The organism is Streptomyces sp. NPDC046862 (assembly GCF_040704615.1).
In the GTDB taxonomy this organism is placed as follows: domain Bacteria; phylum Actinomycetota; class Actinomycetes; order Streptomycetales; family Streptomycetaceae; genus Streptomyces.
On the sequence record NZ_JBEYXP010000049.1, the window covers coordinates 21,424 to 47,512 of the forward strand.

General features: G+C 72.3%; 13 protein-coding genes and 1 tRNA gene. 4 read left to right on the forward strand and 10 right to left on the reverse strand.

What is annotated here, in order from left to right:
* Positions 1-17: 17 nt before the first annotated feature.
* The 5 genes from AB0959_RS39570 to AB0959_RS39590 all read right to left on the reverse strand — a co-directional run bounded on the left by AB0959_RS39570 (position 18) and on the right by AB0959_RS39590 (position 17,321).
* Entirely contained in the window at positions 18-7,721 is a 7,704-nt protein-coding gene (locus tag AB0959_RS39570) for a beta-ketoacyl synthase N-terminal-like domain-containing protein (RefSeq protein ID WP_366831628.1), read from the reverse strand.
* Positions 7,722-7,808: 87 nt separating this feature from the next.
* On the reverse strand, positions 7,809-14,765 hold the full coding sequence (locus tag AB0959_RS39575) for an SDR family NAD(P)-dependent oxidoreductase (RefSeq protein WP_366831629.1): 6,957 nt from the start codon (positions 14,763-14,765) through the stop codon (positions 7,809-7,811).
* Positions 14,766-14,932: 167 nt separating this feature from the next.
* Positions 14,933-15,802, reverse strand: coding sequence for a thioesterase domain-containing protein (locus tag AB0959_RS39580; RefSeq protein ID WP_366831630.1), 870 nt, complete (start codon positions 15,800-15,802; stop codon positions 14,933-14,935).
* Positions 15,786-16,052, reverse strand: a complete 267-nt coding sequence (locus AB0959_RS39585; protein ID WP_366831631.1) for an acyl carrier protein — start codon at positions 16,050-16,052, stop codon at positions 15,786-15,788. The genes AB0959_RS39580 and AB0959_RS39585 overlap by 17 nt, the downstream gene beginning before the upstream one ends.
* Positions 16,053-16,523: 471 nt before the next feature.
* A complete protein-coding gene (locus AB0959_RS39590; RefSeq protein ID WP_366831632.1) occupies positions 16,524-17,321 on the reverse strand; it encodes an AraC family transcriptional regulator in 798 nt (265 codons plus the stop codon).
* A gap of 239 nt (positions 17,322-17,560) precedes the next feature.
* Here AB0959_RS39590 and AB0959_RS39595 point away from each other — a divergent pair, with 239 nt between their 5' ends.
* Positions 17,561-18,352 (forward strand): IclR family transcriptional regulator, encoded by a 792-nt coding sequence (locus AB0959_RS39595; RefSeq protein WP_366831633.1) that lies wholly within the window; start codon positions 17,561-17,563, stop codon positions 18,350-18,352.
* A gap of 273 nt (positions 18,353-18,625) precedes the next feature.
* Entirely contained in the window at positions 18,626-19,396 is a 771-nt protein-coding gene (locus AB0959_RS39600) for an NPP1 family protein (protein ID WP_366831634.1), read from the forward strand.
* Between the two features lie 55 nt (positions 19,397-19,451).
* On the opposite strand, the gene AB0959_RS39605 is transcribed toward AB0959_RS39600, so the two are convergent.
* Positions 19,452-20,423, reverse strand: coding sequence for a TauD/TfdA family dioxygenase (locus tag AB0959_RS39605; RefSeq protein ID WP_366831635.1), 972 nt, complete (start codon positions 20,421-20,423; stop codon positions 19,452-19,454).
* Between the two features lie 205 nt (positions 20,424-20,628).
* Between AB0959_RS39605 and AB0959_RS39610 the strand changes: the two genes are divergently transcribed.
* Positions 20,629-20,705: transfer RNA gene (locus AB0959_RS39610), tRNA-Pro, on the forward strand.
* A 70-nt stretch (positions 20,706-20,775) separates the two neighbouring features.
* On the opposite strand, the gene AB0959_RS39615 is transcribed toward AB0959_RS39610, so the two are convergent.
* Positions 20,776-22,134, reverse strand: a complete 1,359-nt coding sequence (locus tag AB0959_RS39615; RefSeq protein ID WP_366831672.1) for a hypothetical protein — start codon at positions 22,132-22,134, stop codon at positions 20,776-20,778.
* A 176-nt stretch (positions 22,135-22,310) separates the two neighbouring features.
* Here AB0959_RS39615 and AB0959_RS39620 point away from each other — a divergent pair, with 176 nt between their 5' ends.
* Positions 22,311-23,576 carry a molybdopterin-dependent oxidoreductase gene (locus AB0959_RS39620; protein WP_366831636.1) on the forward strand — a complete coding sequence of 422 codons (1,266 nt, stop codon included), beginning with the start codon at positions 22,311-22,313 and terminating at the stop codon, positions 23,574-23,576.
* A gap of 316 nt (positions 23,577-23,892) precedes the next feature.
* Here the strand turns inward: AB0959_RS39620 and AB0959_RS39625 are convergent, their stop codons facing one another.
* Genes AB0959_RS39625 through AB0959_RS39635 form a run of 3 tightly spaced genes read right to left on the reverse strand, consistent with a single transcriptional unit; the run spans position 23,893 to position 26,050 of the window.
* A complete protein-coding gene (locus AB0959_RS39625; protein ID WP_366831637.1) occupies positions 23,893-24,696 on the reverse strand; it encodes a methyltransferase domain-containing protein in 804 nt (267 codons plus the stop codon).
* Positions 24,693-25,310 (reverse strand): DUF2064 domain-containing protein, encoded by a 618-nt coding sequence (locus AB0959_RS39630; RefSeq protein WP_366831673.1) that lies wholly within the window; start codon positions 25,308-25,310, stop codon positions 24,693-24,695. Before AB0959_RS39630 ends, AB0959_RS39625 begins: the two co-directional genes overlap by 4 nt.
* Positions 25,311-25,330: 20 nt before the next feature.
* Positions 25,331-26,050, reverse strand: coding sequence for a glycosyltransferase family 2 protein (locus AB0959_RS39635; RefSeq protein ID WP_366831674.1), 720 nt, complete (start codon positions 26,048-26,050; stop codon positions 25,331-25,333).
* Positions 26,051-26,089: the final 39 nt, after the last annotated feature.

The following is a 26,089-nucleotide window of genomic DNA, read 5'->3' on the forward strand; positions in this document are numbered from 1 at the left end:
CTCGGCTGTGCCGGACGTCAGTCGGCTTCGGGACGGGTTGCGGCAGCCGTGTCGGCGTGGGCTGCGGCAGGTGCGTCGGGGCGGGACTCGGCAGCTGTCTCCGGGCGGACCTCTATGGCCACGTCGGTGAGTTCGTAGATGCGCAGGCCCGGCTTCCACAGGTCCGCGTCGGCGATCAGCAGCAACCGGTCCGCCTCCACGCGCACCTCCTTGACGTGCACGTCGAAGAACAGCTCGCGGTCGTCGCGCAGGATCTGTCCCCGGTACTTCCAGGACATCTCGACGTCGGTGGCCATGGCGAAGCGGGGCCGGGACATCCCCTCGGCGAGGTTCCGCTCCAGGACGAACAGGCGCATCGCCTGCAGCACCGCCTCGACACCCAGCGAGCCCGGCATCACCGGGTCGCGGTGGAAGTGGCAGTCGAAGTACCACTCGTCGGGGCGGATGCCGCGGTGGCCGTGCAGATAGCCCGCGCCGTGACGGCCTCCGTCCGCGACCAGGTCGACGCGGTCCACGAGGTCGAAACGGCCGCCGGGCAGATGCAGGCGGCCCCCCGACTCGCTGTGGAAGGCGGACGAGCCCTCACCCAGCTCGATCCGCCTCACCCGCTCGGCCGCCGGCTTCTCCGCCTCGATCCACGGCTGGACGTAACTGCCGCTGTCGAGGCCCACCTGGTTCGACAGGGCGGCCTCGTTGAAGTAGCCGAACAGGGACTCGCCGGTGTAGAAGACCTCGCCGTCGGCGGACAGTTCGTAGGAGAAGTTCTGCAGCACCGCGCCGGAGACGACGCTCGTCATCAGCAGCTTCGAGTGGTGCCGGACGGTCTTGCCGCGCAGGTCGATGTCCTTGACCAGCGTGGCCCGGCCGTCGAGGTTGCGGATGGAGTACTCCTCCTCGGGCTGGCGGAGCGTGGCGCCGAGGTAGTAGCCGAGGAAGATGGCGGCCTGCAGCGAGCTCTCCATGTACACGCAGTTCGGCATGTACGGCGAGGAGTTCTGGCGGTAGTACCAGGCGTCGTCGGGCGAGTCGTACTCGGTGACCATCTCCGCGCCGGGGCTCAGGTCGCCCCGGGTGCCGGTGAGCGACATGACCCGGTCCACGAACTGGAAGTCGCCGTTGGGAATGTAGGGGGCGCGACTGTCGCGGTAGACCTCGAACTCCGGGCCCATCGCCATGTCCAGCAGGCCCTTGGCGGAGTGGGCGAGGTGCAGCTCGTTGATCATGGCGGGCTCGCCGTCGCGGTTACGGCGCCCGAGGAACTCGGGCACGCCGCCGATCCCCGGCCGGTACGGCGTCCCGGGCTTCTCCACGATCTGCAGGCCGAGGTTCTGCATCCGGACCACCGGCTTGTCGCCGAGGTGGACGAGGACGTCCGCGATCACCGTGGGCCTGGGCAGCAGGGTCAGCTCGGTGACCTCCACCTCGTAGCGGATCTCGGCGTCCTTCGGCGTGACCTGGCCACGCACCTGGACGTCGATGCGCCGATCGGTCACCGTCTGGAAGCGGGCGTCCGGGAGCGTGAGGTGCATGCCCTGGTGCATCAGGTAGATCTGCAGCAGCTGCACGGCCCCCTCGGCGATCAGGGAACCGGCGAGCACCGGGTCGTCCGGGAAGTGGCAGGTGAAGTACCAGCCGTCGGGCCGAAGTCGTTTGACGGCGCTCAGCGAGCCCAGCTCGCACGGTCCGCCCTCGCGGTCGACGGTGACCTCGTCCACCATGCGCAGCCGCTCGTCCGGCAGCCGGAGTGCCGGGTTGATGCCCGGGTCCTGGGCGTGGTCCGGGCCGAAGACCTCCCCGGGCCTGCCCTGGGCAAGCAACTCCAGGTCATGCGCGACGAGTTGGTGCTTGCGTGCGTACGCGAGAGGCTTGAACGTGCCCTTGGGCAGCGCGGCCCGCCGGGCCCGGTCCTTGTCGGTGAGGACGACGCCGAGCGGGGTGTCCAACTCCTGCTTGCTGAAGAACCCGGCGCAGGCGTCCCGCAGTTCGAGGATCAGCTCGTCGTCCGCGTAGCAGTCGTAGCTGAAGAAGAAGATCGTGGTGTCGCCCTGGTGGACGAACCGGTCGATGGAGATCTCGTAGCGGAGCGTCTGCCCGGTTGTCGGCAGCCCGCCGCGGAAGGTCAGCGAGCTGTCGAGCAGCCGGTAGACCCGTTCGCCCTTGTTGCGGAAGTCGATGCCCAGATAGCTGACCAGCAGCAGGTCGCACTGCCCGGACTCCACGGTGACCGCCGGCGGCACCCCGCCGTCGACCGCGTACCAGGCGTCCTCGGGCACGACGTACTCGGTGGTGATGCGGGACGGTTCGAGCACCCCGGGCTTGGCGTCCAGCCCGGTGACCCGGGTGACGAAGTGGTACGGCGGGGCCGGCAGCCGCACCCGGGCCTTGAAGGTGTCGATCTCGGCGAACTCGGGGCCGAAGACCGTGGCCAGGGATCCGGTCGCGAACTCCAGCAGGTCGGCCTCGTCCCAGATCACGCCCTCCTTGACCTCACGTTGCGGCGGCGCGGGGAGTTCGGCAGCCGGGAGGGGTACGGCGGTGGGGCGGTCCACGGTCACGGACGGCGGCGGTGACTGCCGTGACAGCGGTGACATCGGTGACACGGCGGGCCGGGAGGCGGACGACGGTTCGTCGAGCAGGGCCTCGGCGCGGTCCAGGGTCGCTCCCTGGAGCACGCGGTGGGTCTCCATCACGACGCTGTGGGTGGCGAGCATCTCCTGGCGCAGGTCCCGCACCAGGTGGGCGGCGGGCGCGTGGCCGGCCGGTGCGTGGTCGGTGGGTGCCTGGTTCGTGGGCGCGTGGCCGGTGGGCGTCGGGGCGGGCGGTGTCTGGGCGCTCCGTGCCGGGACGTTCGGCGCCGGGACGTTCGGTGTCGGGGCGGGCGGCTCGGGCGTGGGCGTCGGGGTGCCGGCCGCCGGTGGCGGAGGGCTGCCCCAGGGCAGGGCCGTGAGGGGATCCCCGTCGAAGGTGATCACCTCGGAGACCTCTAGCGTCGGGTCGGCGGGCATGGCGGCGGGCTCCTCCGGCGGGACGGACAGAACGGGGGCGGGAACGGCGGTGACGGGAACGGTGGAGGGGGGAACGGTGGAGGGGGGAACGGTGGAGGGGGTGCGTTCGGCGGGCGGAGCCGTGGGCTTCGTCCGGGCGACGGGGTGGGGCACGGCCTGGGGCACGGCCTCGGGTGCGACCGGCTCGGGGTGCCGTGCGGTCACGGACGCGGCCGTCTCGTGGGGGGCCGGTGCAGGCACGGACGGTTCGGGACGCCCGGCGGCCAGGGCCGCGACCGCCTCGCGGGCGATACGGTCCGGGATCGGCTCGCCCCGGCCCACCCGGATCGTGGGCAGGCGGCGGGCGGCCCGTGACGGCGCCGGGCGGTCGGCCGGTTCCGGACCCAGCAGAGCCGTCGGATCCACCGGCAGCCCGTGCCCCACGAGCCGGGCCACGAGGTGGGCGAGCGGTGTCGTCGCCGGGACGCCACGGCGGTCCACACAGGCGGCCACGTGAGGTGCGTCGCCGAGCGTCTCCCGGATCCAGCGGGAGCAGGTGGCACCGGGACCCACCTCGATGAAGTAGCGGTATCCGCGCTCGTACGCCGCGTTCACCAGACGCGGGAAGTCGATCGTCGAGCGCAGGGTCGTCGCGATGCGCCGCGGGGACTCGCCGAGGCGTTCGGCGGGCAGCGGCAGGTAGTCGTAGGCGCTGAACAACTCCATGTCGCCGAACGAGCCGGTGGGATAGTCGTTGAGCCGTGCCAGGCCCTCGAACTCGGCGTCCACCACCGGGCAGTGCATGACCACGTTGACCGGGGAGCGGGCCGCGCGGCACCCCACCTCCTCGATCAGCGCCCGGCACTGGGCCGGATCCCCGGCGATCACCAGCTCCTGCGGGGTGTTCACGTGGGTGAGGTGGACGCGGTCGTAGCGGGCGAGGGCCTCGCGTACCGGTCCTACGGGCGCGAGCAGTACGTGGGAGGCCCACACCGCCTCGTCGGGGGTCTCGTCGGGCAGGTCCCACAACTCCCGTACGGTGCGGCGCGGCCCGCACAGCCGGTCCTGGAAGACCGGACTGTCGCTGATCAGCGAGTCGCTGCGGCCCGCAGGGTCCCAGCCGCCGGTCGCGAAGAGCATGCTGGACTCGCCCAGGCTGTAGCCGAACCCGCCGTGCGCCGTGATGCCGAGCACCTCCCGCACCAGCGCGGTGTACAGGATCGCGAAGCTGGTGCCGGTGGCGAGCATGAACGGGACGTCGTCGCCGAGCCGTTCCTCGATCCGCATCAGGGCGCGCCGGTCGAGGGCCTCGCGGGTGCGCGGGTACAGCTGCGCGGCGCGCAGCATCCGGGCCGGCCGGGCGGCCTGCCGCTCGAAGCGGTCGAGCAGGCCGGGGAAGGCCCGGAAGAGGTCCGTGCCGAGCCCCGGGTAGCTGTTGAAGGCGCCCGGGTAGACCAGGGCCACCCGCCCGTCCGGACCGATGGGCCGCGGGGTGAAGAAGGAACCGGCCGGGGTGGCCCACTCCCTGCCCTCGGCGTGCGCGGCGGGCACGTCCCGTACCGCCAGCTCCAGTTGGCGGGTCAGCGCCTCGCGGTCCTTGCCCACGAGGACGGCCCGCAGCCGCCCGTCCACCGCCGCGCGTGCCGCCGCTTCCCGCGCGAGGGCGAGCGGGTCGGCGCCGTCGTCGAGCAGCGCCCGGTACCGCTCGGCCTCGGCGACCAGCCCGTCCGGTGTCTCTGCGGCTATCGGCAGCAGCAGAGGACCGTCCGCGCGGGACCAGTCGGCCATGCGGCGGGGGCGCTCGGCGTCCGGTACCGAGGAGAGGATCACGTGGGCGTGGGAGCCTCCCGTACCCAGGATGTTCACCGCGGCGTGGCGGCGGCCTTCCGCCTCCTCGCGCAGCCAGGGGCGGGAGCCGTCCGGGACATGGAGCGCGGAGGCGGCGAAGGCGTCGGCGAGGTCGCCGGCCGGGCGCCGCCAGCCCGGGGTGCCGGGCAGGTACGCGTGCCGTACACACAGCACGGCCCGGATCAGACCCGCCAGCCCGGCCGCACAGCCCGCGTCGCCGATCTGCGCCGTGACGCTGCCCAGGGCGATGGTGCAGGTGTCCGTGGCGGCGCCCGAGTCGTTACTGGAGTCGTCACATGAGTCGTCGCAGGAGTCGGCGCCGGAGCCGTCCGACCGGTACACGCGCGACAGCCCGGCCATCTCGGCCCGGTCCGCGTCGTCGGTACCTGCCGCGTGCGCCTCGACGTATCCCACGTCGCCGGCGGCGACTCCCGCCTCGTCCAGGGCCGCCCGCGCGGCCTCGGCCAGCCGGTCAGCGACCGTGCCGGGCATCGGGCCGGTGGCCGGGGCATGCCGCACGGCCACGCCGTCGATACGGGCGTACACCCGGCCCCGGGCCGCGTCCGGGCGGGTGACGACCAGGGCACCCGCGCCCTCGCCCACCCGCCTCCCACGGGCCCCGTCACCGAAGGACAGACCGGCCTCGGCCGACAGCCCGGGACCCACCAGCAGGTTCTCCGCCGAGCCGGCCAGGTCGACCGCGCCGACCAGTACCGCCTCCAGGTCCGGGTCGAGCAGCAGCAGCCGCGCGACCTCCAGGGCCTCGGCGGTGCCCGCTCCGTCGGCGGAGAGGGTGAAGGACGGGCCGGTGAGGTTCCACCGGGAGGAGATCCGCCCGGCCATCACGTTGCCGATGTAGCTGAGGACCTCGTTGGCGCCGATCGGGTCCACGACGGCGTCCCTGGCGACCTCGGCGAGCGCCGCCCGCTGTTCCTCGGTGAGCCGGACACCCGCCTTGTCGAACTCGCGGCGCAGGAACGCCCCGAGCCCGTACCGGCTCAGCCGGGCGTGCGTGTACGGCTCGATCTCGGTCACCACCACGACGGCGACGCGGCGGGGGTCGGGGGTGTCGCGCGCCCCGCTGCCGAGCCGGTACCCGGCGTCGCGCAGCGCCTCGTCGGCGACCTTGGTCATCAGCGCGTGCTGCGGGTTGTAGATGCGCAGGTCGGACGGCGGCACACGGAGCTGCGCGGGGTCGACCTGGACGCCGTCGACGAACGCCCCGTGCGGGGCGCCCCCGGCGAGGCCGGCCTCGTCCAGGGTGCCTCCGCCGGTGCGGTCCAGGCCCCGCCACCGCCGCTCGGGCAGCGGCCGCAGGTCGTGCTCGCCCCGGTGGACGGCGCGCTCGAAGGAGTCCACGGTCTCCAGCGACCCGAAGTGCGCACCGAGGCCCACGACGTCCAGGGCGGGCAGTACGGCAGGCCCGGCGGGGGTCGTACGGTCGGCGCCCGCAGGGGCGTCCGTACCGGACGTGGCGGGCGCGGAGGAGAGCACCACCGCGTCCGTACCGGACGTGGCGGGCGCGGAGGAGAGCACCACGTGCGCGTTGGTGCCGCCGAAGCCGAAGGCGGAGACCGCCGCCCGCCGCGGGCCCGGCCGCTCCTCCGGCCAGGCGCGCACGGCGCGCACCAGCCTGTCCTCGCCCACCCGGCCGTCCGGGGAGGCGATCGGCTCGTCCACCCCGATGGTCGGCGGAATCGTGCCGTCCGCCATGGCCAGCACGACCTTGAGCAGACTGCTCAGACCGGCCACGGTCAGCAGATGCCCCACGTTGCCCTTGACCGAGCCGAGCAGCGGCACCTTGCCGTGCGGGCCGAAGAACTCGGCGACGGACTCCGCCTCCGTCGCGTCCCCGATCGGTGTGCCCGTGGCGTGGCACTCCAGGTAGTCGATGTCGGCCGGGTCGACACCGGCGTCCGCGTAGGCGCGGGCCAGCGCGTCCAGTTGGCCGCTCTTGCGCGGGACGAGCGGGTGGCGCCCGGAGCCGTCGTTGGACAGCCCGATGCCGTCCACGACGGCGTGGACGCGGTCGCCGTCGCGCAGCGCGTCCTCCAGCCGCTTGACCGCGACCATGCCGGCGCCCTGGCCCGTGACGATCCCGCCGGAGCGGCCGTCGAAGGGCTGGCTGAACCCGTTCTCCGGATAGGCGTGCAGATCGGAGAACGACAGGTGGATCAGTGTCGGATCGGGGGCGCACACCCCGCCCGCCAGCACCAGGTCCGCCCGGCCGGAGGCGAGATGGCCGCACGCCAGGCTCAGCGCGTACAGGGCCGACGAGCAGGCCGCGTCCAGACAGTAGCGGGGCCCGCCGAGGCCCAGCGCGGCGGCGGTGACCGCTGCGGGCGAACCGCTGACCCGCAGGTTCTCCGGGACGACGGACGCGCGGTCGATCAGCGGGTGCGCGCCCGGTAGCCCGGCGAGCTCGGGCAGCTCCGCGCGGCGCAGCCCGTCGAGCACGGCCTCCTGCGCCAGCGGGACGCTGACCTCGGCCGAAGTGGGCGTCGGGAAGGAGTAGTTGCCCATCACCAGGCCGGTGCGGGCCAGGGTCTCGGCGGCACTCCCGGTCGACCGGTCGGACAGGCCGCAGTCCCGCAGCGCCTCCCGCGCGGCGTGGATCGACCAGTGGAAGATCCGGTCGAGGCCGGCCAGGTACCCGGCGTCCAGCCGATAGCCGGTCGGGTCGAACTCGAAGTCGGTGATGAACCCGCCCCGACGCGAGGTGATGCGGTGGCGGGGGTCGAGGTCGCGCTCGTCGAGCGCCGCCCCGAAGACCTCCTCACCGCCGTCCCGGCGGCTGTCCGCGCCGCTGCGCAGGTTGTGCCGGAACTCCTCGGGCGTCCGGGCGTCGGGGAACAGGCAGGAAACTCCGACGATCGCGAACTTGCTCATGGAACTTGGTCCCCTCCAGGGTTCTGGGGGCCCGGCGGGGGCAGCGAAGGCCGCCGCCCGCCGGGCCCACCAGTCCGGTACGTCGGCTCAGCGGCTCGCGAACTTGGCGGCCAGCTGCGGGGTGGACACGAGGGACACTCCGGTGAACCGGGTCAGCACTCGGCCGTCGGGCGCGCACGCCGTCACGGTGAGCGTGGCGCTCGTGTCGCCCGCCGACTCCGGCTCCACCACCACGACGAACGGTTCGCCGTCCGGCAGCGCCTCGTACAGGTCGGCTCGCGCGACCGACATCGGCAGGCTCGCCGTGTCGCGGTACCGGCGCATCCACACCAACGCGGCCTGCAGCAACAGGTCGGCGGTGCCGGGCGCGTACCGGCTGCTGCCGAACGCGCCGCCGGCGGGCCGGTGTTCGGGCAGCGCGCACTCGACGACCAGGCGCGACGGGCCGTCATCGAGCACCCGGCGCAGACCCCGCAGGGACTCGCCGTGGAAGAGGGTGCCGTCGGCATAGCAGACCTGTGCGTCACTGCCGCCGCCCACGGCGGGCAGTCCCGGCAGTCCCGCGATGTGCTGTGACCGCGCCTGCTGCCGCGCGGCACCGCCGAGGAGGACGCGCGCCGCGTAGTGCGGGCGGGCCGTCCCGGCGCCGCCGACCGAGCGGATCGCGACATCGGCCTCGGCGCCGTCGGGCGTCGGGTCGACGGAGAGCTGGAAGCGGCTGTCGTCGAGCCCGCCGTCGAAGACCACACCCTTGTGGACCACGAAGTCCCGGACCACCGAGACGTCCTCGCCGGTCAGCCGCTCGACGGCGCCCGCAGCCCAGCCCAGTGCCGCCGCGGCGGGCAGCACCGGCGCGTCCCCGATGACATGGTCGGCGACGAGCGGGTCGGTGACCAGCGAGGCCAGGTTCCGCTCCATCACGACCGGCGCGGAGGGCACCACGTCCTCGCGCACGGACAGGGGAGTGGTCGGCCCGAGGACCGTGACCACGTCGCCGGCCCGCTCGGCGGCGAACTGCTCGGTGAACAGCCGCGCCCCGGCGTCCTCCGGAATGAGGGTGAGGCCGCGTTCCTCGAACACCGCCTTGATCTGCGGCGACACCATGCCGCTGTCCCAGGCGCCCCAGTTGAGGGAGGACACGTGGGCCCGCGGGTGGCTGCGCTTGAAGGACGCGGCCCAGGCGTTGAGCACCTCGTTGGCCATGGCGTAGTCCGACTGGCCGCGGTTGCCGAAGAACCCGGCGACCGAGGAGAACAGCACGACGTGACGCAGCCGTTCGGCGGGCAGCGCGGCGACGACTGACCGCAGTCCGCCCAGCTTCACGGAGAACACCCGCTCGATCTCGGCCGCCTTCTTCGCGGAGATCAGCTGGTCCGCCAGGACCCCGGCACCGTGTACGAGGCCGGTGATCCGCTCCCTGTACGGCGCCAGGGCGGCGGCGGTCGCGGCGACGTCGGTGATGTCCACCGCCACGTACTCGACCTCGCTGCCCGCGGCCCGTATCGCGGCGAGGGTCTCCCGCACCTCCCTCTGGCCGACGACCGCCTGGTAGAGCTGCTCCACGCGCTTGGGGGTCGGCTTGTCACCGGCCTGCTTCAACCGGTCCGCGGCAGCCGCCTTGAGGGCAGCCTGGTCGGTCAGTCCGCGCGCCCACTCCGGCTCCTCCTCCAGGGCTGTACGACCGAGCAGCAGCAGACCGGGGCGGTGCGCGGCGGCCAGGTCGAGGGCGCAACGGGCGGTGATGCCGCGTCCGCCACCGGTGACGACCAGCAGGTCGTCGGAGGTCGGCGGGGCCGTCGCCGGGGACACGGGCTCGGGCTCGGACTTGGACTCGGACTTGGACTCGAACTGGGTGAGGGGCTCGTCCGCGAGCGAGAGCGCGACCCGGCGGGTGCCGTCGCTGCCGTTGCGCCCCACCTGGACCGGCCCGGACGCGGCGTCGTACACCTCTTCCAGGACCAGCTCGGCGGCCTTCGCGGCGCCGAGCGCAGGGTCCAGGTCCACGGCCCGGCAGTACAGTTCGGGCGCCTCCACCGCCAGGGTCTTGACCAGACCGCCGACACCGCCGGCGGGCACCGCGTCCTCGGCCACCCCACCCAGGCCGAAGGCCCCGTCGAGCCGGGTGACGGTGACGAACGCGGCCCGGTGACCGGTCGCCGCGGCCGTGGTGAGCGGACCGGCCACGTGCTTCGCGGTCAGCAACTGGTGCGCGAGCCTGCGCACACCCTCCGCCCAGCCGAGGTCGCTCTCCGCCGCGAAACCGAGCACGAGGTGGACGGGCTCGTCACCCAACTCCTCGACAAGTCCAGCCAGTTCAGTGGCACCCCAGCCGCTGAGCGGGCTGTCGACGGCCCCCGTGACGCGCTGCGGCACACCGGGCAGCCGCAGCACGCGCACCCGCCAGCCGCCCTCGACGAGCCGCTCGGCGGCCGCCCGGGCGACCTCACTGCCGTCATCGACGACGATCGCGGTCGCCCCCTGCGGGTACGCCCCGACGATCCGGTCCGGCACGGGCAGCTCCGTCAGCGCGGCCTGCCCACGGCCGATCGCGGCCGGCGGCGCGGCGCTCGGTCCGGGAGTGGTGCTCGCTTCGGGAGCAGGGGGGACAGTGGGGCCGGAGAGCCCTGTGACGAAGGTGACGATGTCGTTCAGGGTGCGGAGTTCGGCGAGGTGTTCGGGTCCGATGGGGGTGGGGCTGGGGAAGTGTTCCTGGAGGACGCCCATGATCTCGACGCGCTTGATGGAGTCGATGCCGAGGTCGGCTTCGACGTCCATGCCGAGGTCCAGCATCTCGGCCGGGTAGCCGGTCTTCTCCGACACCACGGCCAGCAGGGCGGTCTCGACGTCGGCGGCCGATACCACGGCCGGCGTGGGCTGCTCGACGGCGGGAACGGGAGCGGGCGCAGAAGTGGGAACGGTGTCGGGTCCGTTGAGCTCGAGGACGAAGCCGACGATCTCGTTCAGGGTGCGGAGTTCGGCGAGGTGTTCGGGTCCGATGGGGGTGGGGCTGGGGAAGCGTTCCTGGAGGACGCCCATGATCTCGACGCGCTTGATGGAGTCGATGCCGAGGTCGGCCTCGACGTCCATCCCGAGGTCCAGCGTCTCCGCCGGGTAGCCGGTCTTCTCCGCCACGATGCCGAGGAGCGCGGCGGAGATGTCGTCCGTGCTGATGGCCGGTGCGTTCGGCGCGGGGGCCGTGGCCGACGCCTGGGGACGAGCGCTCGGGCCGCCGAGGCTGAGGACGAAGCCGACGATCTCGCTCAGCGTGTGCAGTTCGGCGAGGTGTTCGGGTCCGATGGGGGTGGGGCTGGGGAAGCGTTCCTGGAGGACGCCCATGATCTCGACGCGCTTGATGGAGTCGATGCCCAAGTCAGCCTCCACGTCCATGTCCAGGTCGAGCATGTCGGCCGGGTAGCCGGTCTTCTCCGCCACCACCGCGAGCAGCGCTGCCTCCACGTCGGAGGCCGAGGCGGAGGGGGATGCGGGCGCCGTCGGCACGGAACCCGTCGGTACGGGACCCGTCGGTACGGGACCCGTCGGTACGGGACCCGTCGGCACGGAACCCGTCGGTACGGGACCCGTTGGCTCGGGACCGGTCGGCCGGGGAGCGGCAGGCGCGGGCAGCGCTGCTGCAGCCGCGGGGGCCACCGGAGCCACCGGAGGGACGGGTACGACCGGTGCGGCCTGCGGGGCCACCGGGGAGGCCAGGGCCACCGTGGTGGCCGGAGCGGCCGGAGCGGCCGGAGCAGGCGGCGCCGTCGGGGCCGACGCGGCGTACTCCATGGCCGCCAGGTCCCGCAGGATCTCGTTGGCCCTCAGGTGCGTACGGCCGATGGCCAGTCCGTGCTCCTTGACGGTGGCCACGCCCGGGAACACCTCGTCGATACGGCGCTGCTCGTCGGCTCGTTCGAGGATGCCCATCAGGCGCTGTGCGCTGGACAGCTGGCCGCTCAGGTAGTCGTCGTGGAGGGCCAGGTGATCGGCGATCAGTTCGGACAGCCGGTCGCCGCCCGCGGCAGGTGGTGTGTGGTGGTGTTCTTGCACGAGCTCGCTCTCCAGGACGTCTGTGGGGACGGGCGGCGCGGCGGGCGCCACTTCGGGCAGGGCGGGGCGTACGTCGACGGCCGGCGCGGCGGGCGCGGCCACTTCGGGAACGGCCACCCCGGCAGCGGTCACCACGGGCGCGGCCTCCGGCAGGGTCACCCGATAGCCCGTCTCCAGCGCCTCGCGGTACGCCGCCTTTCGCGCCTCAGGCACGTGGTTGATGCCGTTGAGCGGCACGGTCATGCCCTTGACCGGCACGGCGACGACCGGCGCGGCCACGTAGGGGTCCTCGGTCGTCAACGGCAGTCCCAGAACCGCGAGTTGAGCTACCGACCGCTTCAGCGCGAGCTCGGCGTCACCCTTGGGGCCCGGGTCGAGCCGCACCGCGAAGTGCTCACGCTCGCCGAGGACGCGGCCCACCAGTTGCGTCAGCACGCCCTTCGGGCCGAACTCCACGAACGTACGGAAGCCGGCCGCGTACATCTCCTCGACCCGCTCGGCGAACTGCACCGGCTTCACGAGCTGTTCGACCAGCGTCCGCCGGTTGGCGTCGATGTCCGGACCGTACGAAGCACCGGGGGAGTTGGCGAACACCGGGCCCCGCGGCCGGCCGATCGCGGCGTCGGCCACGCGACGTCCGAACGCCTCCACCGCGTGCGCGACGAACGGGGTGTGGAACGCCGCCGACACCGGCAGCCGCACCGCCCGTACGCCGGCCGTGCCCGCCGCCGCCACCAGCCGCTCCACGGCGTCGGTGGCGCCGCCGACCACCACCTGATCGGGTGCGTTGCGGTTGCAGATCGCCAAGTCCGGGTTTTCGGCGAGCAGTTGACCGACCTGCTCCTCGGAGGCGGTGACCGCGGCCATCGCTCCGGCGTCGAAGCCGGGGTCGGCGTCTGCGGGCGGTGCCATGGCGGCGCCCCGCGCGCGGGCGAGCGCGAAGTACGTGTCGTCGTCGATCGCGCCGGCGGCCCACAGTGCGGCCAGCTCGCCGAAGCTGTGCCCGAGGAAGCCGTCGGCGGCGAAGCCCAGTCCGCTCAGATACCGGAAGTGGCCGGCCGCCAGGGCGCCGATCGCGGGCTGCGCGTACTCGGTGCGGCGCAGCTCGGTCTCGTACGCCTTCCGCGTCCCCTCGTCGAAGGACGGCGGCGGGAACGCGACCCGGGACAGCGGGAGTTCATGGTCTCCGAAGGCCGCATTCGCCCGGTCGAAGGCCGCCCGCAGCGGGGGCAGCGCGAGCACCGCCGTCCGCCCGGGCTCGACGTACTGGCTGCCCTGTCCGGCGAACAGCGCGCCCACCTTGCCGGTGCGGGCGGCGGCCCTGCGGAAGTAGACGCCCTTGGGGTGGGACCAGTCCTCGGCGTCGGGTTTGGCGCGCAGTTCGGTGGCGGCGAGGGCGCGCAGCTCGGCGAGTTCGCCGTCGCCGCGGGCGACGAGGGCGAGCCGGGGGTGGCCGGCCGGGGCGGGCTCGGTACGGGGCTCCGCGTCGCCTTCCAGCGCCCGCACCAGACTGTTCATGTCAGGTTCATGCCATACATGGACCCGGCTCACGGGGAACATGACCCGCAGGTCGTCCCCGTCGCCGTGCTCCTGGAGCACCAGGTGGAAGTTGGTGCCGCCGAAGCCGAACGACGAGACGCCCGCGCGCCGTTCGGGCCTGCGCGGGTCGCGAATCCACGGGCGGGCCTGACCGCTGACGTAGAACGGGCTCTCAGCCCAGTCGATCGCGGGGTTCGGCCGGTCCACGTTGATGGTGGGCGGCAGCACCTTGTGGTGCAGGGCGAGCGCCAGCTTGATCATGCCGGCCGCGCCCGCGGCCGCCTTGGTGTGGCCGATCTGCGACTTCACGCTGCCGACCGCGGCGTACCGCCGCTCCTCGGAGTGCTCGGACACCACGGCCGTGAGCGCGGACAGCTCGGTCGCCTCGCCCACCGCCGTCCCCGTGCCGTGCGCCTCGAACAGCTCGATCGAACCGGGGGAGACGTCCGCGTCCTCGTACGCCCGGCGCAGCGCCGCCATCTGCCCCTCCTTGCGCGGGGCGTAGATGGACTTGAAGCGGCCGTCGCTCGACGAACCGATGCCGCGGAGTACCGCGTAGATCCGGTTGCCGTCCCGCTCGGCGTCGGAGAGCCTGCGCAGCGCCAGCATCCCGATGCCCTCGCCGATGAGGGTGCCGTCGGCGTTCTCGTCGAAGGGGCGGATGCGGCCGGTCTTGGAGAACGCGGGCGTCTTGCTGAAGCAGAGGTACATGAAGATGGTGTTCTCGGCGTCGCAGCCGCCCACCAGCATCGTGTCGGAGCGCCGCTCCAGCAGATCGCTGACCGCCGACTTCACCGCGCCCAGCGAACTGGCGCAGGCCGCGTCGATGGTCATGTTGGTGCCGCCCAGGTCGAGGCGGTTGGCGATGCGGCCGGCGACGACGTTGCCCAGCATGCCGGGGAAGGAGTTCTCCTCCCAGGGCGCGAAGGCCATCTTGAACTTCTCGGCGATCTCCTCCGCGTCCCGTTGCGTGAGGCCGCAACTGCGCACGACCTCCTTCAGGACGGGGGTCTGCAGACGGGCGGTCAGCGGCTGCGTGAGCTGGTTGGCGCCGGTCACGCCGAGGACCACCCCGGTGCGCGAGGCGTCGTACCAGTCCTGGTCCGCGCCCGCGTCCTTGAGCAGGTCACGTGCCACGACGAGGCTCAACAGCTGCAGGACGTCGGTGACTTCGAGGGTGTTCGGAGGCAGACCGAACTCGAGCGGGTTGAACGGGACGGTGGGGATGAAGCCGCCCCGCCTGGAGTACGTCTTGTCGGGCGCCGAGGGGTCGGAGTCGTAGTGCTCCGCCACGTCCCAGTGCGTCGAGGGCACGTCCTCGATGCAGTCGGCGGCGGAGACGACATTGGCCCAGAACTCGCGCACATCACGGGACTTGGGGTACAGAGCGGACAGCCCGACGATCGCGATGGGATCCCGGGCGAGCCGACGGTCGAGGTCGGCGGAGTGCGTAGCGTTCACGGCGAGGCTCTCTTGGTATGGGGACCTATGAGTGACGCGTGGAGGATGGGGACGGGAGCGCCCCTGGACGGGGCGCGGGGCTGTACCGATGTGCGGCGCCGCCGCGTGGGCGCGACCAGCCACAGCCGGTCCGCAGTCTCGAAACAACCCGCTAGAGCGAACCCGCTTCAAGCGGAGCGTGAAAGCAAGGGCGCGATCACGTCGAGCGAGTCCGGGCGACTGAGCATCGTGTAGTGGTCGCCCGGGCTGGTGAACCGGGTGAGTCCGTGCGGTGCGAGCGGCTGCCAGCCGAGCGTGGGGTCGCCGGGGATCAGGCTCCGCTCGGCCCGCACCAGCACCAGGGGGAGCGGAGAGGGCCCTGGACGATGGGGCGTCGTCAGTCGGTTGTTGCGCAACAGCCCGTCCACGTACGCCTCGTAGAGCTTGCGCAGACCCGGCAGCGGGGTGTCGGGGAGCAGAGCACCGGCGGCTACCGCGGCGTCGAGGACCACGGGGAGCCCCTCGTCGACCTCGCACCCGGCCAGCCGCGCCGGATCGGGCTCGACGGGCCGGCCCCGCTTCGCGCCCAGGTACATGGCGAACCAGCCGAGCAGCAGGGCGGCCTCCAACGCGTCGTCGGACTGATGGTAGTCCTCGGTGGGGGCGATGCTGTCCAGGAGCACCAGGCGCCCGGGGCGCCGCTCCGGTGGCATCCGGTGAGTCATCGCCAGAGCCAGTACGCCACCGAAGGACCAGCCGGCCAGGGTGTACGGGCCGTGGGCCGGGTTCGCCTCCTCCAGCGCCACCAGCAGCCGGGCGGTCAGCTCCTCCACCGTGGTCGCCGCCCTGCCGCCGGTGAGGGCGGCTTCGGCGTACTCGGGTACGGAGCCCAGATCGAGCACGGTGAGCCCCGTGCCCGTCGGGAGGGTCGTGGCGAGTCCCTTGTACACCTGGGCCGAGAGCGCACCCGGATGGACGACGTAGACCGTGTGCCGGCCGGGTGCGGCGGCACGGAAAGTACGGGCTACCGGCGGGCGCGCCTCACGCGGCGGGCGCACGCTGCGCGCTCTCCTCGGCGATGTGGGCCGCCAGGTCCTTGACGGTCGGGTGGTACCAGAGGGTCGTCGTGCTCAGCTCGAAGCCGAGCCAGCTCTCCATCTCGCCCGCGAGGATGAGCGCCTCGGTCGAGTCGAGGTCGAGTTCGTCGAAGTACACATCGGGCGACACCTCGGTCGTCGCCACGCCCAGACGGTGGGCGATCTTCTCGATCAGCCAGTCCTGGGCCTCGGGAACCGTCACTACAGCCATGGTGCGTCCTTCTGTGGGGCGCGGTCCGGGGCAGCCCGGAGATGCGCGCGTGAACGGTGTGGGGCGGGGGCGACACGGCGCCGCCGCGCCCGCTGAGTTTGCTGCCGAGTCCATGGAGCCGAAAAGCGGCCCGAGGGAAAACCCGTTCCTCGAATGGTCGGTAAAGTGCGGCAGCTGGTTTCTCACTGATTCCCGCCCACCGCCGACAACTCCGTGAGTCGGGCCGGGCGGGGTTCGGGTGGTATGTGTCGGTCCGGACTGCTGTGCCTATTGGTCCAGGCATGCGGGCCCGCATGCCTGCCCGTGCCTTCGGGATTGGCCGCCCGAAGCACGCTGGTCACAGTCTTGCCAGTGCGCCGAATGTCAATCAACAGTCCTTCCGGAGAGTGGAAAGAACGCTGGATATACGGCCGTGGACCTGCGAGGTGACCAGTGACCGGCCGGTGAACGAACCGGCCGACGCCGATGACACTAAGGTTGATTACGTACTTTGTGGTCGCGGCGAAACGCCCCGGGAGTCATATTCACTCGGCGTATGAAGAACTTGGTGAAGTTGGTGACTTCGGTGAATCCGAGTTGTCGGGCCACGGCCCCGATGGGCAGGTCCGTGTGGACGAGCAGACGGCGTGCCTCGAGGGCGACCCGGGAGTCGACCAGGTCCTTGGTGGAGGTGCCGGCCACCGCGCGGCAGGCCCGTGAGAGGGCGCGCGTGGTGCAGTTGAGCGCGGCGGCGTAGTCCTCCACCCGACGGGTGGTGCGGAACGAACTGTCCAACTCCCGCCGGAACCTGAGGAAGAGTTCACCGCTGTCGTTGCTGAGCGCGTCATGGGCCGCCGGGTCGTCGTGGTGGGTGCGGCACATCTGGTCGATGTGCAGCAGCACCACGGCCAGGAGGTGTTTGAGCAGGTCCTCGCCCAGGCCCTGGTCGGGTCTCTCGAACTCCTCGCGCAGCAGGTCGAGGTAGCGTCGGAGTTCGGCCAGTTCGGTTTCGGACAGCTGCCAGTGAGAGGGCCGCAGCACGTCGTCGAGCATCCCCATGTGGGCGTTCATGCGCAGGGGAAACGCCTCGGTGAACATGATGAGGTCGGCATCCATGTCGGGTTGCGGAGCGGACTGGATGACCTGGTTCGGCCGGGTCCACAGCAGGCTTCCCGCGCGGCACTCGAAACGTGTGGAGTCGATGGAATAGGTGCCCGTCCCTCCGGTGACCAGCACGATCTGGTGGAAGTCGAGTCGGTGGGGGGAAGCCAGGAACTCCAATGTGGTCATTTTGCGTAGTTCGTGGAGTGCCGTCACCGCGATACCGATACCCGGTCGGCAGACGGGGGTGTAGGGGACGACGGGGATCGGTAAAGATGCGAAATCGACCATGGGCGTTCCGGAATCGACCTTTCACTGGTCACTTAAAGGTTCAATGATAAGGGTGGCCGCCCGTTGCCGGATGACCTCCGGCGTGTGCACGAGTAAACACCCCTGCATGCTGTGCAGATCGAAAGGAACCAGACGGGATGACCACCCCTCACCCCGGCGCCCCGGAGCGCTCGGTCGTCGACCGCACTCTGAGCGTTCTGGGCGCGTTCGACCGGGACAACCGCACTCTCACGCTGAGCGACATCAGCAGACGCTCGGGCCTCCCGGTCGCGACGGCACACCGTATCGTCAACAAACTGCACGGCTGGGGGGCCTTGGAGAGGAGCAACGAGGGCGCGTACAGCATCGGTCTGCGACTGTGGGAGACCGGCACGCTGGCGCCGCGCTGCTCGCCCCTGGTGGAGGCCGCGCAACCGCACCTGATGGAGCTCAACGACCGGACGTCGGCCCAGGCGCTGCTGATGATCCGCGACGGCGTCGAGGGCGTCTGCCTCTCCTTCGTCACGAAGGGCCCCAAACCCTTGGCGCCCTGGGGTGATTCGGGGTCCCGGATGCCGCTGCACGCCACCTCGGCCGGTCTGGTCCTGCTCGCCCACGCGAGCGAGGTCGTTCAGAACGAGGTCTGCGCGGGGCCGCTGCACGCGTACACCCCCGCGACCCTCACCGAGGGCCCCGCCTTGCGGCAGGCCCTGGCGAGGGTCAGGCGTGAGGGCTACGCGGTGGCGTACCGCACGCTGACCCCGGACTGTGCCGGAGTCGCGTTCCCCGTGAGCAACACGCGGGGGAACGTCGTCGCGGCCGTGTGTGCCGTGGCGGACGCGGAGGGGTTCCGGCCGGCGAAACTGGCACCCCTGGTCTCGGCCGCCGCCGATGCCGTGTCCCAGTACGTGCGGACCTCAAGGTGGCGGATGGCGCGCGTGGGCGCGTGACAGGCGCGCACCGCCGGCCCTCCCGTGTCGCCGGGCGCATCCCCGAGGGGTCCCGCAGCGAGCGGGACCCCTCTCTGGTCCTGTCTCTTCGTCCCCTCTGGGCGTCTCCCCAACTCTTTTGTGAGTGCTGTCTGTTGCCCGACCCGTCATCGCCGGGACACCCATTGATCTTCGATGTGTCAACGAGCTCGGCCGACACTGTTCTGGGCATGTCAAACCTGCTTGAATGCCTCCACCCCCCACCTCCCCCCACGGCCGAACCAGGAGGACGCATTGAAGACGCGTGCGCCAAGGCTCCGCAGAGCATCCGTCATTTCCGGCAGCGCGGTCGCGCTGGTGATCGCCTTCCCCGGCAGCGCGCTCGCGGCCCCGCCCCAGGCCCTGCCTGCCAACGCGGACACGACCGAGCAGACCTGGCAGCCGGCGTACGACTACGACACGGACGGCTGCTACCCCACGCCCGCCATCGGCCCCGACGGCACCGTCAACGGCGGCCTGAACCCGACGGGTGCCCTGAACGGCGAGTGCCACGACGCCTCGGATCTCGACAACACCAACGGCTACGCCCGCTCCAAGTGCAACAACGGCTGGTGCGCCGTGATGTACGGCCTGTACTTCGAGAAGGACCAGGCCGTGGCCGGCAGCAGCGTCGGCGGCCACCGCCACGACTGGGAGCACGTCGTGGTGTGGGTGCAGAACGGCCAGGCCCAGTACGTCTCCACCTCGGCTCACGGCGACTTCGACGTCTACACCCGCGACCAGATCCGCTGGGACGGCAACCACCCCAAGATCGTCTACCACAAGGACGGCGTCGGCACGCACGCCTTCCGCCCCGCGAACTCGGGCGACGAGCCGCCGGAGAACGACAAGGGCACCTGGCAGTACCCGCCTTTGGTGGGCTGGAACGGCTACCCCGCCGGCCTGCGGGACAAGTTGAGCGCGTACGACTTCGGCAGCGCCAACTTCGGCCTGAAGGACGGCAACTTCACCTCCCACCTGGCGGCGGCCAAGCCGTCCGGCATCGCGTTCGACCCCAACGCCTGACAGCCGTCCGTGACAGGGTGTTCCGCGACATGGCGCCCCTCGTCGGCCGGCAGCCCTAGGGTGAGTCCGGCCGGTGCAGGGGCGCCCCGCTGATCGACTCGGACGGCCTGCCGTCCACCCCCACGGGAACCTCGCCCGCCGTCATGACCCGGTGCATGACGCGGGGAGCGTCCAGGTGGGCGGTGTCGCCCGGGGCCAGGTGGATCGTGGCGCGGTTGTCCCACATGGCCACGCTGCCGGGCTCCCAGCGGAAGCGGACGGTGTACTCGGGCCGCGTCACCTGCTCCACGAACATCTCCAGCAGCAGCCGGTTCTCGAACCGCGAGACACCGAGGATGGTCTCCACGTAGTACGGGTTGACGTAGAGCACCCGCTCGCCGCTCTCCGGGTGCGCACGGACCACCGGATGCGCCGACGCCACCTGATGGTCCTGAAGGTGCCGCGTGTACGCGTCGGGGCCCGAGCGCGGCAGATAACCGACCCCGAGCCGGTGCTCCGCGCGCAGCCCCTCGGCGAACCTCCGCACCGGCTCGGACAGCCCCGCGTAGGCGGTGGCCAGGTTGGCCCAGGTGGTGTCCCCGCCGTACGGCGGCACACGCTCGGCGCGCAGGACGGTCAGGGCGGGCGGGTCGATCCGCGCCGTGTGGTCCGCGTGCCAGCCCCGCAGCGTGGAGTGGCGCCGACGCTCCAGCCACTCCGCGTGCGTCATCCCGTGACGCCCCGCCAGCTCCAGCCGGTCGGCCGTCGTCTCCACCTGCGGGAACTCCGCGGGAGAGGCGGAGCCCCGGGACCGCAACGTGATCGGCTCCCCGAAGCGCCGGACGAAGGCGACGTGGCCCGCGTGGTCGAGCTCCTGCCCCCGGAAGAACACCACCTTCCACCGCAACAACGCGGCCCGGATCTCCGCGACGACCTCGTCCGCCAGAGGACCGGCCAGGTCGACACCGTGAATCTCGGCCCCGATGTACCCGGCGACCGGCCGCACCTCGACCTTGCCCGACCCGTTCCAGGACGTCTCCACACCCATCAGCTCCCCGCGACGCTCTCCGCCGGCCGACAGCCCCGGCAGCCGGCACGGTGTGCCGGATCTTCCCGCCCCGCCCCTTGCCCATGCCGAGCACCCACGAAGCGACCGGTTCCGGACGCGACGGCCGTCGCCCGGGGCGTTGGCTCCCGTCCAGGTGCGGTAGGGTTGACGTGCGTGATCACGCGGAACACCCGCGGTGACGCATCGGGACGTGGCGCAGCTTGGTAGCGCACTTGACTGGGGGTCAAGGGGTCGCAGGTTCAAATCCTGTCGTCCCGACCAGCTTTGATGCAGGTCGGAGGCCGTTCTCTCGCTTCAGGGAGGGCGGCTTCGCGTATTTCCGTTGCCGCTGTCACCATCCCGTCATGAGCAGGTGGTTGACGAGAAGGGCGAGGCAGGCCTGGGCCGCGAGCCAGGTGCGTGGCCGCGGGAGGAAGGCGCACGCGGGGAGCAGCCACAGAGCGAAGGGCAGCCAGATGCGTTCCGTCTCGGCCTTGCTCATCCCGGACAGGTCGGCCACGAGAACGGCGAGTGCCGCGACGGACACGAGCAGGGCGAGGCGGGCATCGGCGGAGGGACCGCTCCCGCTGCCCGCCCGGACACGGAGGCCGCCGCGTTCGGCGAGCAGGGTGGCGCCGGAGTGTCGCAGGCCCGCCGCCGTCGCCAGGCCCACGAGGAACACGGTGCAGGCGAGGTTCGCCCACACCCAGTACCCGTAGGGCCGGATGCCGCCGGCCCCCTGGAAGTAGCGCTCGACCAGGAGGTGGTACGCCTCCCACCAGTGGAAGCCGACGAGCGTGAAGGCGAGCGGCACGACGGTGGCTCCCGCGAGCACGAGGGGGAGTGGTCGCGCCCTGCTGCCTCCGAGCAGCACCACTCCCGCCGCGATCAGCGCGAACAGTGTCAGACCGTAGGAGAGGTACCAGGTCAGGCCGAACAGCAGCCCCGCGGCGAAGGCGGCGGCCCGCGCGCGCGGCCCGGGCCCGGCGGTCACGGCGAGCGCGAGCAGCGCCACGGACCATGCGGCGACCGCTGCGAAGTACCCGTCGGCCGACGTGCCCATCCACACCGCGGCAGGGGCCAGTACCAGGAACGGTGCCGCTCGTCGTGCGAGGTCCTCCCCGGCCAGTGCCCGCACCGTCACCAGCACGGCGAGGCACGCCGTGGCGCCGACGGTGATGCACCAGGTCCCGGCCCAGCCACCGCCGCCCAGGCCGATCCGGTCGAGAAGGACGAAGGTGAGGGTGGCCGCCGGTGGATGCCCGGCGACGTGCGGGGGCCAGTGGTCCGGTGAGCCGAGCAGGATGTGGTGGGTGAAGTCGCGCAGGGTTGCCGGGATGTCGTGGAAGCGGTCGATGACCTGGAGGTACTCGTAGCGGGTGGTGAGCCGCACCGCGATGCCCCGGTGCCAGCCGTCGATCAGGGCCAGGGACCAGATCCAGGCCATGGCCGTGCCCCACGCCACCGGGAGCAGGGCGCGCCAGGGCAGCCTGGCTGCGAGGACGGGGCCGTACGCGACGACGGCGGCCGCCACCGCCAGGGCGGCCGGGGTACCCGGACCGGCGTGCGGGCCCCAGTTCGCGTACAGCGGGGGCCAGCCGACGTGCAGGGTGCCGTGGGTGTGTTCGATGTGCCGGCCGACCAGGACGGCCACCACGACGAGGAGGGCGGCGGCCAGGGCGGCGACCAGGTCGCGGAGCGGAATGCGGATCGAGGCGCGGTTCGACGTGCCGTCGAGGGCGCGGTGGGAGATGCCGATCGGGGTGCGGATCACATGGGAACGCTAGGGCCGAAGGGGGCGAACACCGTCGCTCGCGACGCTGACGTCAGCGTTTCGTCATGGGTCGAGCACCCCTTCGCAGGCCGGCTCCGGCCTACCGTCGGGACATGCCCGACCAACGGCTTCCCTCCTCTCCCGGTTTCTGGCGCAGTCCCCTGCGCGGTCCCTGGTTCACCTCGGTGCTCGGTGTCGTGCTGCTCGCGGGCATCACGGTGCTGTTCGTGACGGGGCTGCTGTCCTACGCCGCCTACAACCCCGACCTGTCGCCGGTGAACGACAAGACACCGGACAAGGGGCTCCTCGGCTTCTACCTCTTCGCCTGGCCGACCGACCCGTACTGGCTGTACCGGCTCACCCAGGGCGTCCACGTCACGCTGGGCATCACCCTCGTCCCCGTCCTGCTGGCCAAGCTGTGGTCGGTCGTGCCGAAGCTGTTCGCCCTGCCGCCCGCCCGATCCCTCGCCCACGCACTGGAGCGGATCTCGCTGCTCCTGCTGGTCGGCGGCGCGCTCTTCGAGTTCGTGACGGGCGTGCTCAACATCCAGTTGGACTACGTCTTCCCCGGCTCCTTCTACCCGCTGCACTTCTACGGGGCGTGGGTGTTCTTCGCCGCGTTCGTCGTGCACGTCGCGCTGCGGGCGCCGGCCGCCGTACGCAATCTGCGTCGTGCGAGGGAGGGCGAGAGCCCGCAGGAGGAGACCGGCGTGCAGCCGGAGTTCCCGCTGGTGTCCCCGCGGCCGTCGGAGCCCACCGTGTCACGACGTGGTGGGCTGTGGCTGGTCGGCGGCGGTTCGCTGCTGCTGTTCGGGACCACGGTGGGGCAGAACGTCGACGGTCCGCTGCGGCGGACGGCTCTCCTCGCACCCCACGGAGGCGCCGACCCGGGCAGCGGCCCGAACGGCTTCCAGATCAACAAGACGGCCGCGTCCAGGGGCATCGTCGCGTCGGAGACGAGTGAGGAGGCGTGGCGGTTGGTCGTCCAAGGGCGCTCCGGGACCGTGCGGCTGAGCCGGGCCGAGCTGCTGGAACTTCCCCTGCACAGTTCGGCGCTGCCCATCGCCTGCGTGGAGGGCTGGTCGACCTCCGACCAGTGGTGGCGGGGCGTACGGCTGCGGGATCTCGCCGCCCTGGTGGGCTACGACGCGGAGGAGGCGCCCGACGTCCTGGTGGAGTCCCTCCAACGTCACGGCGCCTTCCGCCGGGCGGCCCTGCGCGCCAACCAGGTGCGGGACCCGCGCTCCCTGCTGGCGCTGGACGTCAACGGAGAGCCGCTGACCCCCGACCACGGCTTCCCGGCGCGGGTCATCGCGCCCGCCGTGCCCGGCGTGCTGAACACCAAGTGGGTGGCGCGGATGACGTTCGGAGACCTGTGATGCGCCGATTGTTCCCACCGCTGGGAAGCCCCCTGCAGATCCTGCTCCTGGCCTGCTCGTTCGCGCTGGCGGGGTACGCGGGCGTGCGTCTGCTGTCCGGTGACGGGCTCGGGGTGGCGCTGTGGTTCGTGGGTGCGGCCGTGCTGCACGACCTGGTGTTTCTGCCGCTGTACGCCACGGCGGACCGGGGCGTCACCGGTGCGCTCGGTGCCGTCGGCCGCCGGAACTGGACCCTGTACGTCCGGGTGCCGGCGGCCCTGTCCGGGCTCCTGCTGCTCGTGTGGTTCCCACTGATCAGCGGCCGCGTGGCGGACCACTACCCCGCGGTGACGGGGCTGTCCGCCGACGGCTTCCTCGCCCGCTGGCTCCTGATCACGGCCGCGCTCTTCGGCGGCTCGGCGCTGCTGTTGGTGCTGCGGCTGCGCAGGGCGACGAAACAGCGGCCACCGGCCGACCACTGATCGACGTTGCGCCAGCCCAGCGGGCGGGCGTACCGGAGCAGCGCCGGGGTGCCGAGCCGGGCCCAGGGGAACGGGGTGCCGGCGCCGCCCCGGGCATCGGTGCCGCGCACGAGGCGGACGTCGACACGCTCGTCCACGTCCACCGGGACCGTCTCGGCGATCAACAGACCGCCGGGCAAGAGCAGTTCGGTCAGTCTGTGGAGCAGGGCCCGCGGATCGCCGCCGATGCCGAGGTTCTCGTCCAGGAGCAGGACGGTGTTCCAGCGGCCCTCCCCTGGCAGCGGTTCGAAGACCGAGCGCCACAGGGCCCGCCCTCCTAGCCCCGTGGTGTGGGCGACGGCGGCCTCGCTGACGTCGATGCCGAGTACGGACCGGCCCCGGGCCACGAGCTCCGCGACCAGGCGCCCCGGCCCGCAGCCCACGTCGAGCACGGTGCCCTCACACCGGTCCAGGACCCGCAGGTCCACGGCGTCGGCCCGCGCACACCACCGCTCCACGTCGAGCGGCAGCAGCCAGCCGTCGCTGCGGCGGAGGAAGAGCGGTCCGCGGCCGGTTCGCAGTGCGTCGGCGTAGGGGTCGGTGGACCAGCTGTGCTCCTCGGTGTCCCGCCGTATCCCCTCGTGTGCCGTTGCCGTGCTTGTCTCGTGTGCCGTGCTCATCGTCCGCCGTCCGCTCGCAGCCCGGCCAGCTCCGAGGCGAAGCGGCCGTCCGGCGCCACGGCGGCGACAGCCTCGGCGTCGGCGGCGGTGTCGACGTCCCGCAGACGCGGCAGGTCGCGCACGCGCAGGCCCGCGGTGACGAGCCGGTCACGCTGTACGGCGCCCGTGGCAGGTGTCGACATCGGGACCCCACGCAGCAGCTCGGGGTCCGGCTTCGCCAGCCCGAGAGCCCAGAAGCCGCCGTCCTCGGCCGGACCGAAGCACGCGTCGCTTCCGTCGAAGTCCACGGTCAGCAGGCCCGGTGTGACCTGCGGGGTGTCCATCCCGATCAGCAGGGCCGGGCCGTCGCATTCGGCGAAGGCCGCGGCCAGCCGCTCGTCGAGGCCGCCCGCGCACTGCGGTACGACGTCGAAGCCCGGCGGCAGCCAGGGTCCGCTCTCCCCGTCGAGGACCAGGACGCGGCGCCGGGCGGGTGCCGCGGCCACCGCGCGCAGGGTGTCCGCGAGGGCGGCCTCGGCGAGCGCCGCCGCCTCATGAGGTGTGAACGGCGGGGTGAGGCGGGTCTTCACCCGTCCGGGCCGCGGCTCCTTGGCGATGACGAGCAGGGTGTTCATCGGTGGACTCATCGGTGGATTCATCGTTGGACTCCTCCTGCCCGTCCCGCGGTCGTCGTGGTGACGGTGGGCGCTTCGGCCAGGACGCGGCTCATGTCCCGTACCGCCTGCCAGGTGCCGCGCCAGGTCCCGGTCACCTTCGAGGCGCCGGAGCGCGGCAGGTACGGGACGTCGTGCTCGGTGACGCGCCAGCCCTCGTCGGCGGCGCGCACGACCATCTGCAGCGGGTAGCCGCTGCGCCGGTCGGTCAGACCGAGGCCGAGCAGTGCCTCGCGGCGGGCGGCGCGCAGGGGACCGAGGTCGTGCAGGCGCAGTCCGGTGCGACGGCGCAGCATCAGGGAGAGCGCGAGGTTCCCCGCCCTGGCGTGCGCGGGCCAGGCGCCCCGGCCCCGCGGGCGGCGCCGTCCGAGCACCAAGTCGGCCTCGCCTTCCCGCACTTCGCGGACGAAGGGTGCGAGCAGGGCCGGGTCCAGCGAGGCGTCGCAGTCGCAGAAGCACACGATGCCGGCCGTGGCCGCGGTCAGTCCGGCGTGGCAGGCGGAGCCGAAGCCGCGCCGTGGCTCGTGGATCACGGTCGCACCGAGTGCGCGGGCGATGTCGGCCGAGCCGTCGGTGGACCCGTTGTCCACGACGAGCGCACGCCAGCCGGGAGGGATGCGGCCGAGCACCCAGGGCAGGGCTTCGGCCTCGTTCAGGCAAGGGAGGACGACGTCGACGTCCTCGGGTGGGGGAGAGGTCATCACGGTTGTCACCCTACGAACGCGAACGGTACATATCGG

Bases quoted from the DNA above. Each gene is read 5' to 3' on its own strand.
- AB0959_RS39570 (WP_366831628.1), bottom strand. From the start codon at position 7,721: ATGAGCAAGTTCGCGATCGTCGGAGTTTCCTGCCTGTTCCCCGACGCC.
- AB0959_RS39585 (WP_366831631.1), bottom strand. From the start codon at position 16,052: ATGGCTGTAGTGACGGTTCCCGAGGCCCAGGACTGGCTGATCGAGAAG.
- AB0959_RS39590 (WP_366831632.1), bottom strand. From the start codon at position 17,321: ATGACCACATTGGAGTTCCTGGCTTCCCCCCACCGACTCGACTTCCAC.
- AB0959_RS39595 (WP_366831633.1), top strand. From the start codon at position 17,561: ATGACCACCCCTCACCCCGGCGCCCCGGAGCGCTCGGTCGTCGACCGC.
- AB0959_RS39605 (WP_366831635.1), bottom strand. From the start codon at position 20,423: ATGGGTGTGGAGACGTCCTGGAACGGGTCGGGCAAGGTCGAGGTGCGG.
- AB0959_RS39620 (WP_366831636.1), top strand. From the start codon at position 22,311: ATGCCCGACCAACGGCTTCCCTCCTCTCCCGGTTTCTGGCGCAGTCCC.
- AB0959_RS39625 (WP_366831637.1), bottom strand. From the start codon at position 24,696: ATGAGCACGGCACACGAGACAAGCACGGCAACGGCACACGAGGGGATA.
- AB0959_RS39630 (WP_366831673.1), bottom strand. From the start codon at position 25,310: ATGAACACCCTGCTCGTCATCGCCAAGGAGCCGCGGCCCGGACGGGTG.
- AB0959_RS39635 (WP_366831674.1), bottom strand. From the start codon at position 26,050: ATGACCTCTCCCCCACCCGAGGACGTCGACGTCGTCCTCCCTTGCCTG.